Here is a 14,708-nt window from a genome sequence, read left to right as displayed (position 1 = left end):
GTTCGTCTCCTTGGCCGATGCGGTCGCCGTGCGGTCAGGCCGCCGGACTCAGCGCGTCAGCGTTGCGCCAGCCGTTCTCGCGTTCGTAGCGACCGTCTCCGCGCAGGGTGAGGTCGACGGTGGCGTCGGGATTGCCCTGCGCCAGGCCGCGGAAGCGGTAGTCCACGCGCACCCGCAGCCGGGCGACGCCATCGGCATCGGCGCAGTCCTCGATCTTCGCCACCACCTCGACGCCGTACGCCAGATTGGCCGGCATGCCCGCGGTGATGCGCACGTCGCCGAGGCTGCCGTTGGACGTGCGGAAGCTGACCGTGATCGGCAGCGGCGTGGGTGCGCCTTCGATCGCCGGCCAGTCGTCGAGCGCGATGCGCACGTCGCCGGTATTGGCGGAACTCACCGTCATCGACGGCGACACAGGCGACTTCAGACCTTCGAGCTGGTCCAGCGACCAGCGGCAGGCGCCGGCTTCACCGATGACGCGGCGCATGCGGGTGCCGGCGACGCGGCTGGGATCGATCGCCTCGTCGCGCTCGCCGGACGCGTCGAGCGCGCGGACCGGCGGCGGCGGCGACGCCAGCCGCACCACGCGTCCGCCGTTGCCCAGCGACTGCGACTGCGCGGCGGACACCGGCAGGTGCAGGATGCGCCAGTTGCCGTAGTCGGGCTCGGCCATGTCGCCGAACGCGCCGGCGAAATCCATGAACGGCAGCCAGTCCTCGTAGCCGTTGTTGGCGGGATGGAAGGCGACCGGATCGTTGTCGAACGCGACCCGCGTGTCCCAGGGATTGAGGATCTTCACCCGCGCGCCGTTCGGATCGTCGAGATTGCCGCGGATGCCGGCGACGACCACCGCGTGCGGCGCGCCGACGATCACCACCCACAGCGGGCCGTAGGTGTTCAGCCACTCCGCCCACTGCCGCGGCGTGTGGAAGATGCTGGCGTTGGACGGCTGCTCGATCGCCTGGAATCCGTAGTGGTCGCGCGCGGCGTTGAGCAACGCCCAGTCGTAGCTCGTGGCGAGGCTGCCGCCGATTTCGTTGATGATCGATTCCGGCGAACGCGACTGCTGGCGGCGGTGCGCGATCAGCATCGCCATCGCCGCCGCCCAGCAGGCGTTCTTGTCCGGCTGCGGGATCAGGTGGACCGGGTAGTCGGCGGGACCGTCGTTCGACAGCGGGCGCGCCACGCGCGGTGCGGCACGAGCCGTCGTCGTTCCGAGCGAGAAGGCCGATGCCGACGCCGGCCGGCGACTGCCGACGCCACCGGCATGCATGATCTGGAACTGGAGATAGCCGCCTGTGCTCGCGGTGCGGCCTTCGTACAGGCGCAGGAATTCGGCGAACGACAGCTTGATCTGGCCGCGGTCCGGATCGTGCATGTACATCGTGGTGTCCGATCCGTCGTCGGCGCCGCCGCTGCTCATGCCCACCAGCACGCGCACATGGCCGGCGTCGTTGCTGCCGCTGACGACCTGGTCGATGTACAGCGGGCCGTTGTTCGCCAGCATGTCGCGCCAGGCTTCGATGGTGTACGAGGCCGGCGCTTCGGCGTAGAGATTCCACGCCGCGGCGACGAAGCCGCGCTCGCGGCCGTACAGGCCCTGGTTGAAGGCGTCGAACACCGGCACCTTGTCGGCGATCACGCTGTCGGGGATCGACTGCTGGTCGCGCCAGCCCACCACCATCGACGCCGCGGCCGCCCAGCACGACATCGGGCTGCTCTGGTAGGTCATCGGCACGTCGGTCCAGTGGATCGAGAACGCATCGCCCAACGGACGCGAGACGCCCCGCGTCGTCGCGCCCAGCGAGAAGCTGGTGGCGCGGCCTTCGATCCAGTCCAGCTTGGCCGGGGTGAGGAAGCAGGCGCGGTTGACGCTGGCACCGCCGGTGCCCGGATCGATCGGCCCGCGGGTGACGTGCACGCCGCAAACGAACGCCTGCAGACCGCTGCCTTCGTCGCGCACGGTGTAGACCGGCGAACCGCTGGCGCCGGCGATGGCCAGGATGTCGTAGTCGATGGTCTCGGGCGTGGCCTGCCCCTGCGCGTGGCCGCCGTGCAGATGCTGCTTGTTGCGGTCGGTCAGCGAGCCGAGCTCGGGATGCAGGTGCGATCCGGCCGAATATCCGCACACGGCGAGCGGCATGGTGGTGGCCGGTGTCGCCTGCATGAACTGGAACCACGCGCCGTTGGGCGCAGCGATCGGCGCGTTGTCGATCACCGCCAGATCGTTGTCCCAGTTGCCGCTGCCGGTGTAGCGCGGCGCCACGCGCCACTGGGTGGAATCGATGGTGGCCTCGCCGAACGGCGCGGTGCCCGCACCATTGCGGCCGGGCACGATCTGCACCGTGCTCATGCCATTGAGGTTGTGCGCGCAGGTCAGGATGCGGTTGCGGCCGACGTAGAACCCGGTGCCGGTGTAGGTCTTCCCGTCCGGCGCGGTCATGCGCAGTAAGCAGATCGCCGAATGCGGGAACGACGAGGTGTCCTCCACGCCGACGTACCACTCCTCGCGCTGCTGGCTGAAGGCGTCGTTGGTGCAGGTCAGCGCACTGTACGGATTCGACGGGTCGTAGTACGGCGTCAGCAATTCCTGCGCGCGCGAGATGCCGCGGTACGCCAATCCCTGCGCCGCCGTCGCGGGCGCCGACGCGCGGGCGAGCGCGGCGACCGACGCGCCCACGTACGTCATGTAATGGTCCCAGTCCCAGTAGTCGGTCGGGCAGTCGTGGTTGTCGCCCGGCGAGATCTCGTGGTGGCCGCGGATATGCTCGCGGTCGGCGGGAATGCCGTACTGCGCGCACAGCCAGGCGACGAGGTTCGCCGATTCTTCGTACTGGCGCTCGGTCGGTGGCAGGTCGCGGCGGTTGCGCCGGCTCGGCTTGTTGCCGTTGTGCTCGATGCCGATGCTGCGCGAGTTCGCACTGCTGGCGTGGTAGGCGGTGTCGGCGTTGCGCACCATCTGCACCACTTCGCCGTCGCGACCGACGATGTAGTGCGAACTGACCTTCGCGTCTGGATTCCGGAACCACGACACCGTGCCGTCGATGTTCGGCCCGCCGGCGGTGATGTGGATCACGATGCGGTCCACGGTCGAGCCGCGGCGACGGCCACGGCGGAAGTTGCCCGTCGCCGCCGCCACGAAACGGCTGGCGCCGGGATAGTCCGGCTGTTCGGTCGCCAGGCCGCGGGCGTAGCGCAGTCCCTGCGCCATCGTCTCGGCTTCTACCGGTTCGTCCATGCCGATGCCGTAGGCGTCGGGATCGTCGCCGTCGTCGTCGGCCAGCATGCGCGCAGGCGCGCGCAGGCCCAGCGACTGCGCACCCGTGTTCGGGCTCATGCTCGCCGGCACGTAGCACGTGCGCGTGGTGATCATGTCCATGTAGTACGTCCAGTCCCACACCGCGTTCGGGCACGCCGTATGCGTGGTGCGGCGGTCGGCCTCGCTGTGGCCGAGGATGTGCTGGCGATCGGCCGGGATGCCGTAGGTGTCGCACAGCCACGTGACCAGCGCCGCGGATGCGCACATTTGCGCCGGCGTCGGGTTGAGGCCGCGCGTGTTCGCCACGTGCTCGATGCCGATGCTGGTGCCGTTGGCGGACCCCGCATGCCAGGCCACGTCGTTGTGCGCGACCATCTGCACGATGGTGCCGTCCTGGCCGATCACGTAGTGCGCGCTGACCTTCGCCCGCGGATCCTTGAACCAGTTGATCGGGCTGCTGATGTTCGCGCCGCTGTCGGTGATGTGGATGACGACCTTGTCGATCGTGCGGGTGCCGGTGACGGCGCGGTAGTTGCCGGGATTCGCCGGCTCGAAGCGATCGGCCTGCGGGTATTCCGGCGCGGTGAGCGTCAGCCCGCGCGCGCCGGCCCAGCCCTGCGCCGCGCTGGCCGGCGCGTCGGGAATGGCGGCGCCGATGTCGTGGCCGGCGTCGTCGTCCTCGACCGACAGCGCACGCACGCCGCGCGCACCCAGCGAGAACGAGACCGTCTGGCCCCAGCCCGACGCGATCTGGCGGATCCACGCCAGCTTCTGCGCGGTGATGCGGCAACCGAGGTTGGTGGTGGCGTCGTGCGCGGCCACGTGCACGCCGACCATGTGCGCGCGCGGACCGGTCGCGGCGTCCTCGATCCAGTACACCGGCGAACCGCTGGTGCCGCCGAGGGTCTGGATGTTGTAGCTGAAGGTCTCGTCGGTGGGCAGGTCGCGGATGTAGCCGCCCATCATGTGCTGCCTGTTCGGATCGATCGTGTCGTTGACGAAGTGCTCGATCGCGTCGTTGGCGTACCAGCGCGCGGCGTAGCCGCTCACGACGACGCCTTCCGGACGACTCTGGGTGAGTTCCTCGACCAGGTCGAAGTACTGGCCCGCGCCCACCGCGTTCGCGGCCGGCACGCAGATCAGGCCCATGTCGAAATCGCTGCCGTTGACGCCGTAACTGTCGTGCTTGCGGAACTGGGTGACGCGGAAGCGGCCGAACGGCTCGGTGGCGCCGCCGATCCCGCCGCCGTTCTTGCCCGGCACCACGATCAGTTCGCTCTGGCCGTCGACGACGTGCGCGGCAGTGAGGATCAGGCGCGGGCCGATGAAGAAGCCGGAGCCGTGCAGCGCGCCTTCCTCACTGCCGTCGGGGCGGCGGATCTGGCAGATCGCCGCGTGCGGCATCACCGTGGTGTCGGCGACGCCGAGATACCACATCGCGCTGTCGACGAAGAAGCCGACCTGGGCGCGCAGCGCGTCCCAGAAATTGCTCGGGTGGTAATCGGAGGAGATCAGCAGCGAGCGAGCGGTCGGGCGGCCGTTGCCGCGGTACATCAGCCCCTGCGCGGTCGGCGCGGGCGATGCCGCGACCGGCGGCGCTTCGGCGACCGGCGCGGGCGCGACCGGCGGCTGCTTCCACAGGTCGTCGGAATAGCCGTCGCTGTACGGCGCCGGTGCACCGCCGGTGGCGGGCGCGACCGCGCGCGCGCCATTCGTGGCGGCGGGCGCACGATCCTCGTCGCGCGACGGCGCCGCCGGCTGCGACGCGCTGTCGCCACCCCAGCCCAGCTCGGGCGTGACGCTGCCGTAGGTCGACGAAGGCGCACCGCGCAGGCTGCGCCGGAAGCCGCGCTCGGTCAGCCCGGTCAGGCCGACGTACATCGTGCCGCGGTCCGGCAGGCGCAGCGACACCGGCACGCTGCGGTCGCTCTCGCGGTACGTCGCCAGGCCGAAGTACAGCCGCGACTGGCCGATGAAGCGCGCCACCGCGTCGGGCGGCAGCAGGTACACCGATTCGCCGCGCTGCGAGGCCATCACCCGCTGCAGGCGGCTGGTGAAGAAGTTGCGCGCGTTGCGGCGCGCGCGTTGGTCCGGACGCAGCAGTTCCGGCTCGGTCGCGACCGCGATCTCGTACAGCGGCAGTTCGGAGCGGACGGTGAATCCCAGCACGCTGAAACGATCGTCGATCGACTCGCGGTTGGCACGGATGACGGCCATGACGGACTCCTAGCGGGATTTGCGTGCGGGGTCGGTGGCATCGCGTGCCACGACCGACCCGAGATCGAAACGGATTTCCGCGGGACGCGACCCGGCGGCGTGCGGCAGCGCGGGATCGTCCTCGCGCTCGTCGTCCATCACCGAGGAAATGCGTTCCCAGAAGCGCTGCTGGGCATCGATGCCGAGCGTCTCCAGGTGCGGCCTCATGAACTCCTGCACCGCATCCAGGTGACGGAAGAACACCCGCCGGCCGCTCTGCACGTGCTCGACCGACCCGCGCCATTCCGGCGCCGGCGCGGAGTCGTCCCCGCGCTCGCACCAGATGCGAACGATGAAGACGGCGGTGCGGTCCTCGAGCAAGGCCATGGGGCACCCGGTGGATTCGATGCGTGGCCCGACTCTGCGCCGGCGGCGTCACCGGCCGCTCACGCGGACATCACGCGAACATCACATCGGGGGCGGCGGACGAGTGATGTCGGGTGAGGGGCGCGTGATGTCCGGTCGCCGGGGCGGTTGCCATTTGGGCCGGCCCGCACTGCGGGGGCGCGTCCCGTGGGCAGCCGCTGCGTATCCCGTTGTCATCCCGAGCCGCAGGCGAGGGACCTGCTGTCTGCCGTCACGGCGAGCGACCGTCCACGCTTCTTCCGTCATCCCGGCGCACGCCGGGATCCCGCTTCGACGCTTTGCCGTTGTTCTCTTGCTTTGCTCACTGCGCGAAGTCCCCGCTGGCCGCACGAATGCGCACCGGCCACCTCGCCGATGGCCAGTGCACGTCAAGTGCGGCCCGACACGCCGCTCAGGAATCCAGCAACCGCAGGCTCAATTCGAGCTGCGCATCGGCGGCGGCGAGGTGGCGGCGGGCGGCGGCGATGCCGTCGCGGGGATCGGCGGTCATCGCGTGCATGGCCCCGGTGATCGGGAATGCGGCGGTGTCGAGCGCGTGCGGCGGCGGCGCAGGTGGCGCTGCGGGCGGCAGTTCGATGCGCAGCGGCGCCTGCATCGGTGGCGGTTCGGTGAAAGCGCTGTCGGCGATCTGCCGGTATAGCGACAACGTCTCGCGCATCGGCGGGATCGCCAGTTCGCGGCGCAGCAGGTCGCGGCAGGTCTCGAACTGGCGCAGCGCCTGGGCGCGCTGGCCGCTGAGCACGAACAGCTGCATCAGTTCGCGATGCACGTCCTCGCGCAACGCATCGCAGTCGAGGATCGCCTGTGCGTGGCGGATGCCTTCGGCCCATTCGCGGCGGATCGTCGCCACCTGCATCAGCCGCCACAGCCCATTCAGATGGTGGCGGCGGTGCTTCTCGCGCTCGCGCAGCGCCCAGTCGTCGCTGAACTCCATCAGGATGTCGGACTTGTACAGCGACACGCCGGCGCGCAGGTCGGCGACGTCGGCGTCGACGATCTGTTCGATCGGCTTGGCCAGCGCCGGCGCGATGCGGCGCTCGAATTCCTCGATGTCCAGCCACACGTCGCCATCGCCGCACAGGCCGATCGCGCCGCGGCGATCGCTGGCGATGTACTGGCCGTGCCGGTGCGGCGGGCACTCGACCATCCGTCGCAGCCGCCACAGCGCGGTGTTGAACGAGCCGGCAGTCATCGCCGCCATGCGCTCGGGCCAGAGGATGCCCAGCAGCTCGGCGCGGCTGAAATAGTGGCCGCGGCCCAGCGCCAGGTACGCCAGCAGACTGCCGCAGCGGCCAGTGATGGGGGTGAGCCGTTCGCCGGCGGTCTCGTCGGCGACGCTGAGGGAGCCGAACAACCAGATGCGCAACATCCTGTTCGTCCTTGCATGGGCCGCACGGCGGCGGCGTGGTCGCGACGCGGCCGCCCCCTGCGCGGCCATCGTCGATCGGGCCTGAATGCAGACGCGGGAAGCCCGTGCGACAGGCCGCGCATGGCGGCGCGTCCGTGGTCAGCCGCGCTTTCCGTTGGACACGGTGCGCCGCCGACAGCGCAGCGACCACGGGAGCGCCCACGCCATGGACAGTGGAACCGTACAAGCGACGGCACGGCCACGCGGACGCAGTCCGCTGGTCGGGAACACGCCCGGGAGGACCACGATGAACCCGCTTCCCACCCGCATCCGCCTGGCGCGCACGGCGGCGAAGCTCAGCCAGGCCGAACTGGCGCGGCGCGTCGGCGTGAAGCGCAGCGCCGTCACGCAGTGGGAACATCCGGCCGGCACCGTGCCGAGCATGCCGCACCTGCTGCAGATCGCGATCGAGACCGGCACCTGCACCGAATGGCTGGCCACTGCGCGCGGACCGATGCACGGCGAGGCCGCGGCACCGGCGCCGGCTGACGACGTCGACCCGGACGAGCGCGAGGCGCTGGCGCGCTTCCGCCGCCTGCCGCCGCACAAGCGCCGCATCGCGCTGCAGATCCTGGATGTTCTGGCAGGGTGAACGCATGGAACACGCTTTTTCGCGGCCGGTGGGCAGGCGCACATGGCACACTGTGCACATGCCTCCCCGTTCGATCCTGACCGCCGCCTGCCTGCTGGGCGCGTCGCTGGTCGGCGCGCCGCTGTCGGCCGCCCCGCCGGCGACCGCCGCCGCGCCGGCACCCCGTCCCGCGACCGCAGCGCCGCCGGCCGTCCGCCCCGTTGCGAAGCCGGTGGCCGCGCCCGCCGCCAAACCCGCAACGCCCGCCGCGACCGCCCCGAAACCCGTCGCCGCCGCCACGCCGAAGCCGACCGCCGCGAAGCCCGCGTCGCCGAAACCGGCCGCACGCCCGGCGAAGCCGAAGCCACCGGCCTACGGCGTGCTGGCGCTGAAACCCGGCGAGTTCCGCTGGACACCGGACATCGTGCCCGCCGGGCCGGTGGTCGTGGTGGTCAGCCTGCCGCAGCAGCTCGTGCACGTGTACCGCAACGGCGTGCGCATCGCGGTGTCGACGATCAGCAGCGGCCGCCCCGGCTACGAGACGCCGGCGGGCGTGTTCCCGATCATCGAGCGTCAGGCGGTCCACTTCTCGAACAAGTACGACAACGCGCCGATGCCGTTCATGCTGCGGCTGTCGTACGACGGCACCGCGCTGCACGCCGGCCACCTGCCCGGCAAGCCGGCCTCGCACGGCTGCGTGCGGCTGCCGCTGGCGTTCGCCGAGCAACTGTTCGGTACCGTGCGCCGCGGCACCGTCGTGGTGGTGGCCAACGCGAAGACCTCGCCGGCCGAGATCGCCGCACCGGGCTGGCTGTCGCCGGTGGTGGTCACGACCGGCGCCGCGCGCGACCCCGCGGACGATGCGCTGACCACGCTGTGGGCACCCGAGCGCGCGCCGGAAGGCCCGCTGACCGCCGTCGTCGGTGCCCGCGACGGCCGCATGGTCGTGATGCGCGGCGGCATCGAGATCGGCCATGCGCCGGTGCAGATCGTCGGCGAGCCGTGGGTCGGCACCCGCGCCTACGCGCTGCGCGCCGATCCGGCGACCACGCCCGCCACGCCCGCGGCCCCGGCAGCGCCGGTTCCCGCGACGCCCGCGGCCGTCCCGGCGACGACCGCCGTCGCGACGACCGGCGCGCCGAGCCCGCTGCCGATCGCACCGCTGCCCGTCCCGCCGCCGCCGGTCCTGCGCTGGCAGCCGATCCCGATGGTCACCGCAGCGGTGCCCTCGGTCGCCGCGACCAAGCCACCGGTGCCGGCCATCAAGCCGCCGCCGGCGATCGACGAACCGGTCGAACCGGTCGAACCGGTCGATCCGATCAGCGCCGGCCGGCTGCGGATCGACCCGGCGTTCGCCCTGCTGCTGCACCAGACGCTGGTCGCGGGGACCACGGTGATCGTCACCGACGACCCGCTGCGCCGCACGGCACCCGAGCCGGTGCCGGTCCCCGCGATGCCGGCAACGCCGGCCACCCCGAAGGCGCCCCCGGGCGTGACGCCGGTCACGCCGCCGATCACGGGCACCCCGAAATCGGCGTGAAACCTTCGCGGTTTCACGTTTTTCTCACTTCCTTCAGCGGGCGTTTGGGCATGCTCGACCCATGCGCCCCGTCTCCCTCCTCGTTTCCGCCGCCCTCGTCCTCGCTGCCGTCGCCGCCCCCGTGCGGGCCGACAACGCCGGCGGACGCGGCACTCCCCTGCTCGCCCAGCTCCAGCGACTGGCCCCCGAGGCCGACCCGCAGGTGCTCGCGCTGGCGCTGGAATCGGCCGAATGCGCGTCCGCATCGGGCACGATTCCCGCCCCGCGCCGGCTGGCGGTGATCGACTACTCGCGCCCGTCCACCGAACGCCGGCTGTGGGTGTTCGACCTGGCCTCCCCGCGCGTGCTCTACAACGAATACGTCGCCCACGGCCGCGCCAGCGGCGAGAACCTGCCGACGGCGTTCTCCAACCTCGACAGCAGCCACCAGTCCAGCCTCGGCCTGTTCGCCACCGCCGAGGTCTACACCGGCCACAACGGCGTCTCGATGCGGATGGACGGACTGGAGCCCGGCTTCAACGACCGCGCCCGCGACCGCGCCATCGTCATGCACGGCGCGACCTACGTGGATCCGCAGATGGCGCAGCGCCAGGGTCGGCTCGGTCGCAGCTACGGTTGCCCGGCCGTCCGCCCGGCGGTGGTCGAAGGCATGATCGACGCGCTCAAGGGCGGCCAGGTGGTGTTCGCGTACTACCCCGACCAGCAGTGGCTGACCCAGTCGAAGTTCTTCCGCTGCCGCGCCAAGTACGCCGCCGGCGGCACCGCGACCCCGGCGACCAGCGGCAGCGGTCGCGGCGGCAGCCGCTAACGGCGGCGCTCAGCCCGACAGCCACGCCCCGGCCGCGAACGCGGCGACGATCAGCGCCACGCCCGGCAGCACCCGCAGCAGGAACCCGCGGCCGCCGCGCAGCCACGCCATCAGCAGCTTGCTGCACGAATTGGTCGCCAGCGCGACGAACACCGCCCCGCCGGTGGCGTCCGCCGGCAGGCTGCCACCCGCGACCATCTGCGCCACCGACGCCGCCGCCGCATGCAGGTCGGCGAAACCCGACAGCCCCGCGGCCACGGTGACGCCAGCGTCGCCCAGCCACCGGTGGATGATCGCGGAGAACAGCAGGATCACGCTGACGATCGCGGCGAACGCCAGCGCCTGGCGCGGCTCGAACGGCCGCCCGGCGGCAACCGGCTGGTCGTCCACCGCCTCGAACGACGACCGGCTGCGCGCGATGCCCGCCGCCAGCAGCGCCGCCACGCCGGCGAACGCCAGCGGCCACGCCAGCCGGGCCAGCATCGGCGGCGACAGCGCGCCGATCACCGCGGCCAGCACGACGACGGTCGCGACATTCGAGAACAGCGCCCCGGCGACGCACTGCGCCTGCAATGCCGGCGCGGCGCGGGCACGGTCGCCCATCGCGGCGATGGTGGCCGTGCTGGACACGAAGCCGCCGACGAAGCCCGCCAGCGCCAGCCCCGCACTCGGCCCCAGCGCGCGCAGCGCGACGTAGCCGGCGGCATTGATGGCCATGATCAGCACCACCAGCGTCCACAGCTTGTGCGGATTGAGCGCGTCCCACGGGTCGATGGTGCGATCGGGCAGCAGCGGCAGGACCACGGTCGCCGCCGCGACCAGCATCAGCGCGTCGTGCAGTTCCTGTTCGGTCAGCACCTCGCGCACGAAGCGGTGCAGCGCCGACTTGCCGGCCAGCACCATCGCGACCACGACGCCCAGGCCCGCCGCCAGCGCCAGTTCGACCATCGCCAGCGCGCCCAGCAGGAACGTCACCAGCATCGCGACTTCGGTGGTGAGCCCCGGGTCGGTGTCGCGGCTGCCGCGGTAGCTCGCCAGCGCCGCCAGCGCCACGAACGCGCCCGCCACCGCCAACCCGGTGCCGCCCAGCCGCTGCGCGATCGCGCCGGCCAGCGCCACCAGCAGGAACGTGCGCACGCCGGCCGCGCCGCGGCCGCTGCCCTCGCCCTTGCGGCGCTCGCGATCGACGCCGATCAGCAGCCCGACCGCGAAGGCGACGCAATATCCCAGCAGTTCGTCGGTCTCGGGCGTGCGCATCGATGCAGGATAGAGCGCGGCGGCGGCGATTGCATGCCGCCGTCGCGCGTCCGCCGCGACGATCCGGGATCAGTGCGAGAACAGCACCGGCAGGTGCGCGGTCTGCAGCAGCTCGCGCGTGGTGCCGCCGAGCACCGCCTCGCGCAGCCGCGAATGGCCGTAGCCGCCGGCCACCAGCAGGTCCGCGCCGACGGTGCGCGCATGCTCCAGCAGCGCATAGGCCGCGGAGAAATTCATGCTCGGCCGCACCGACACCTCGACCCGCAGCTCATGCCGGGCCAGGTGCGCGGCGATGTCGGCACCCGGCTCGCCGCCGTAGGCGCCCTCGCCGACCGCCGGATCGATCACCACCACGTCCACCACGTCCGCGCACCGCAGCAGCGGCATGGCGTCGGCGACGGCGCGTGCGGCCTCGCGCGTGGGCTTCCACGCGACCACCGCACGCTTCGGCGGCAGCGGCGCGGTCGAGCCGGCCGGCACCATCAGCACCGGACGCCCCGACTGGCGCAGCACGTCGTGGAAATGGTCGTGCAACGCGAGATCGTCGCCGTCGCGACGCAGGCCCGGCAGCACGGTCAGGTCGGCATGGCGCGCGTGCATTGTCGCGGTGTTCTGCGGATACAGCGACACCGCCTCGGCGATCCGTACTTCGATCGCCGGCTCCGCATGCGCGAAGCGCGTGCGCACCGTCTCCGCACGCTCGGCCGCACGGCGCTTCGCTTCCTCGTGCAGGCGGGCATAGACGTCGTAGGCCATCGCGCCGAAATCGCTGGGCATGGGCGTGGGCACGTCCACCGTCACCAGCACCGCCAGCCGCGCATCGAATTCGCAGGCCAGCGCGGAAGCGGCGACCAGCGGCGCGCCCAGGCAATCTTCGTTCACGTAAGGAATCAGGATGTCCTTGTACATGACGCACCTCGCGAGGGTTACGGTCTTGGTATTGGGGCACATGCGGGGGGCTTGCGGGTTGACCGGGGTCAAACTCCAAGAGCATCCATGAGAATCAAGCGCTTCCGCGCTTTGCGCGGGTGACTTTCTTTACAAAAGAAAGTCACCAAAGAAACTTTTCAGGGCCACTTCAAATCTGCCACCGGCGCCGTGATCGGAATTTTTCGACGAGGCGTCCTGCCTCGTCGAAAAACGGTGCACTTCCTGTGCGCCGCCCTACGGGTTTCCTGTTCAGGAAGCGATGATCGTGCGGAAAGCACTTCAGGACGATACCCGATGTCATTCGATGCGCGCCGATTGATTGAAGGAATCGATTTATTGCCCTGCATCAATGACCCTCAACCCGCGATGTGCTGTCATGCGGGAACGATCATTCAACGGAGGTCGCCATGTCCCGCACGCATGACAAGGTCTGCATCATCACCGGCGCCGCGCTGGGCATCGGCCGCGCCTGCGCCGAGCGGTTGGGCGAGCAGGGGGCGAAGGTCGCGTTGTTCGACGTGCTGGATGCCGAGGGCGAGGCGCTCGCCGCGGAGCTGAACGCGCGCGGGATTCCGGCGCGCTACTGGCATGTCGACGTGGCGTCGGAAACCAACGTGCACGAGGCGATCGACGCGGTCGCCGCGCATTTCGGCGGCGTGCATGCGCTGGTGAACAACGCCGGGATCTCCGGTTCGACCAAGCTCACGCACGAACTCACCGAGGAAGAATGGGACCGAGTGCAGGCGGTCAACGTGAAGGGCGTGTTCTTCTGCACCAAGCACGCGATCCCGCACCTCAAGGCCGCGGGCGGCGGCAGCATCGTCAACCTGTCGTCGATCTACGGCCTCGTCGGCGCGCCCGACGTGCCTGCGTACCACGCCTCCAAGGGCGCGGTGCGGCTGATGAGCAAGACCGACGCGATGATTTACGCCGCCGATCGAATCCGGGTGAATTCGATTCACCCCGGCTATATCTGGACGCCGATGGTCGAACACCACCTCCGCGCCAGCGGCGCCACCGACATCGACGCGGCCCGCAACGACGTCGGCCGACTCCACCCGCTCGGCCACATGGGCGAACCCGACGACATCGCCTGGGGCGTGGTCTATCTTGTCTCCGACGAATCGAAGTTCGTCACGGGGAGCGAGCTGGTGATCGATGGGGGGTATACGGGGAGGTGAGGGGCGTGGTGCTCGCCTCGTCGAATACGCCGGGGACAAATCCGATTTGCTTCGGATATCACGGCGAAGCTCGTCGAATTTCCCGACACATCAGCAGCATGGACGCTCCAGTTCACGCACGCAACCAATTCTGTTGCCGGGGCCTGCGCACCTCGATATCAAATATCGGGGTGGGTTCGCCGCGTATCGGGCAAGGCAAAGCACGAACACACCTTCCGCCCCATGCCCATTCCGTTGATTGAAACCGAATTTTTTCGATTGACCGTCGCGAAATGCCATGTCAGCCTCTGCGATACACCCCACGCCGGGGTCTACTTATAGTTACACGTCAGGAAAGGATTTCGCGCGTGGCCAAGAAGCCGATACACCCCACAATCAAGGAAGCCCTCGGATACGAGAAAGAAATTTCAGACCGTTCCTTGCTTAAAGATTGGAATAAGCGTTTGGAGGAGATTTGCAAGCCGTGCTGGGAGCTGAAGTACTGCCCTTATGGGCCTTTGGTTGAACAGTTCCCTCTTCTGCCGGTTCTTCGTGATCAATCCTTGGAACATCACAATTATCTGAAGACCTGCTTAGAGACGGGAGTTTTAGGTGACGGCCGCCCGCTCGACGAAAAACGAAGGCAGATGTTTCTTGAAATGACTGCCGACTTCAATGCAGACGACTATCCTACCGAGATTCCTCAGATTATTAATGACGCCGCCTGTCGTGTCTTCGGTCATATTTGCCCAGTGTTTCTTGTGGCAGAGCCACTTACTGAAACAAAGAATCGCAGATCACATAGCCGCTATATCACAAACGAAGTGATGCTCAAAGTTGTCCGGCGTGATGGGCAAATATGCCAAATATGTCATACGCCTGTCCCAGACAATGAGGTCGAGTTTGATCACATCATTCCTTTCTCACGAGGCGGCTCAACAACCGCAGACAACCTTAGGCTCGTCCATGCAAATTGCAACAATGAGAAGAGTGATGCGCTTGAAGAGATTCTCCATCCTCGACCGATAGACCATCTATACCATATTCAAAGTGAAAAACGGCCGCGCAAAAGTAAGGGTAATTCCTAACCTTTCCGGACCAAAGTGGGCCTTAGTTCCTGTATCGAAGTCTGCTTCAACAGCCTGAAAATCAG

The 14,708-nt window shown here is 69.3% G+C and carries 10 protein-coding genes; 5 read left to right on the top strand and 5 right to left on the bottom strand.

Annotated elements, in window-relative coordinates; all coding sequences use genetic code 11:
• Window positions 1-34 precede the first annotated feature (34 nt).
• The 3 genes from ACT53R_RS13315 to ACT53R_RS13305 all read right to left on the bottom strand — a co-directional run bounded on the left by ACT53R_RS13315 (window position 35) and on the right by ACT53R_RS13305 (window position 7,250).
• Window positions 35-5,476, bottom strand: coding sequence for an N-acetylmuramoyl-L-alanine amidase (locus ACT53R_RS13315; protein ID WP_476172376.1), 5,442 nt, complete (start codon window positions 5,474-5,476; stop codon window positions 35-37).
• Between the two features lie 9 nt (window positions 5,477-5,485).
• Window positions 5,486-5,842 carry a hypothetical protein gene (locus ACT53R_RS13310; RefSeq protein WP_476172375.1) on the bottom strand — a complete coding sequence of 119 codons (357 nt, stop codon included), beginning with the start codon at window positions 5,840-5,842 and terminating at the stop codon, window positions 5,486-5,488.
• Window positions 5,843-6,272: 430 nt separating this feature from the next.
• Window positions 6,273-7,250 (bottom strand): AfsR/SARP family transcriptional regulator, encoded by a 978-nt coding sequence (locus ACT53R_RS13305; RefSeq protein ID WP_476172374.1) that lies wholly within the window; start codon window positions 7,248-7,250, stop codon window positions 6,273-6,275.
• A gap of 286 nt (window positions 7,251-7,536) precedes the next feature.
• Here ACT53R_RS13305 and ACT53R_RS13300 point away from each other — a divergent pair, with 286 nt between their 5' ends.
• From ACT53R_RS13300 to ACT53R_RS13290, 3 genes are all read left to right on the top strand, one after another.
• Complete coding sequence (locus tag ACT53R_RS13300) at window positions 7,537-7,881, top strand: helix-turn-helix transcriptional regulator (protein ID WP_476172373.1); 345 nt, start codon at window positions 7,537-7,539, stop codon at window positions 7,879-7,881.
• Between the two features lie 58 nt (window positions 7,882-7,939).
• Window positions 7,940-9,400: a L,D-transpeptidase family protein gene (locus tag ACT53R_RS13295; protein WP_476172372.1), complete on the top strand. Its 1,461-nt coding sequence runs from the start codon at window positions 7,940-7,942 to the stop codon at window positions 9,398-9,400.
• Between the two features lie 61 nt (window positions 9,401-9,461).
• A complete protein-coding gene (locus ACT53R_RS13290; RefSeq protein ID WP_476172371.1) occupies window positions 9,462-10,208 on the top strand; it encodes a murein L,D-transpeptidase catalytic domain family protein in 747 nt (248 codons plus the stop codon).
• Between the two features lie 9 nt (window positions 10,209-10,217).
• Here ACT53R_RS13290 and ACT53R_RS13285 read toward each other — a convergent pair whose 3' ends face one another.
• Window positions 10,218-11,465: an MgtC/SapB family protein gene (locus ACT53R_RS13285; RefSeq protein ID WP_476172370.1), complete on the bottom strand. Its 1,248-nt coding sequence runs from the start codon at window positions 11,463-11,465 to the stop codon at window positions 10,218-10,220.
• Window positions 11,466-11,534: 69 nt separating this feature from the next.
• Window positions 11,535-12,374, bottom strand: coding sequence for a universal stress protein (locus ACT53R_RS13280; RefSeq protein ID WP_476172369.1), 840 nt, complete (start codon window positions 12,372-12,374; stop codon window positions 11,535-11,537).
• A gap of 428 nt (window positions 12,375-12,802) precedes the next feature.
• On the opposite strand from ACT53R_RS13280, the gene ACT53R_RS13275 reads away from it, so the two are divergent.
• Complete coding sequence (locus ACT53R_RS13275) at window positions 12,803-13,576, top strand: SDR family NAD(P)-dependent oxidoreductase (RefSeq protein WP_476172368.1); 774 nt, start codon at window positions 12,803-12,805, stop codon at window positions 13,574-13,576.
• Between the two features lie 347 nt (window positions 13,577-13,923).
• Window positions 13,924-14,643: an HNH endonuclease gene (locus tag ACT53R_RS13270; RefSeq protein WP_476172367.1), complete on the top strand. Its 720-nt coding sequence runs from the start codon at window positions 13,924-13,926 to the stop codon at window positions 14,641-14,643.
• Window positions 14,644-14,708: the final 65 nt, after the last annotated feature.

Source organism: Lysobacter sp. DMC104 (assembly GCF_056313665.1).
The sequence above is the reverse complement of the archived record's forward strand: the minus strand, read 5'-3'. Positions and strand labels throughout refer to the sequence as shown.

What these genes read in the sequence shown, in the direction of transcription:
- ACT53R_RS13315 (WP_476172376.1), bottom strand. Translation starts at nt 5,476, where the DNA reads ATGGCCGTCATCCGTGCCAACCGCGAGTCGATCGACGATCGTTTCAGC.
- ACT53R_RS13300 (WP_476172373.1), top strand. Translation starts at nt 7,537, where the DNA reads ATGAACCCGCTTCCCACCCGCATCCGCCTGGCGCGCACGGCGGCGAAG.
- ACT53R_RS13295 (WP_476172372.1), top strand. Translation starts at nt 7,940, where the DNA reads ATGCCTCCCCGTTCGATCCTGACCGCCGCCTGCCTGCTGGGCGCGTCG.
- ACT53R_RS13310 (WP_476172375.1), bottom strand. Translation starts at nt 5,842, where the DNA reads ATGGCCTTGCTCGAGGACCGCACCGCCGTCTTCATCGTTCGCATCTGG.
- ACT53R_RS13305 (WP_476172374.1), bottom strand. Translation starts at nt 7,250, where the DNA reads ATGTTGCGCATCTGGTTGTTCGGCTCCCTCAGCGTCGCCGACGAGACC.
- ACT53R_RS13290 (WP_476172371.1), top strand. Translation starts at nt 9,462, where the DNA reads ATGCGCCCCGTCTCCCTCCTCGTTTCCGCCGCCCTCGTCCTCGCTGCC.
- ACT53R_RS13280 (WP_476172369.1), bottom strand. Translation starts at nt 12,374, where the DNA reads ATGTACAAGGACATCCTGATTCCTTACGTGAACGAAGATTGCCTGGGC.
- ACT53R_RS13275 (WP_476172368.1), top strand. Translation starts at nt 12,803, where the DNA reads ATGTCCCGCACGCATGACAAGGTCTGCATCATCACCGGCGCCGCGCTG.
- ACT53R_RS13285 (WP_476172370.1), bottom strand. Translation starts at nt 11,465, where the DNA reads ATGCGCACGCCCGAGACCGACGAACTGCTGGGATATTGCGTCGCCTTC.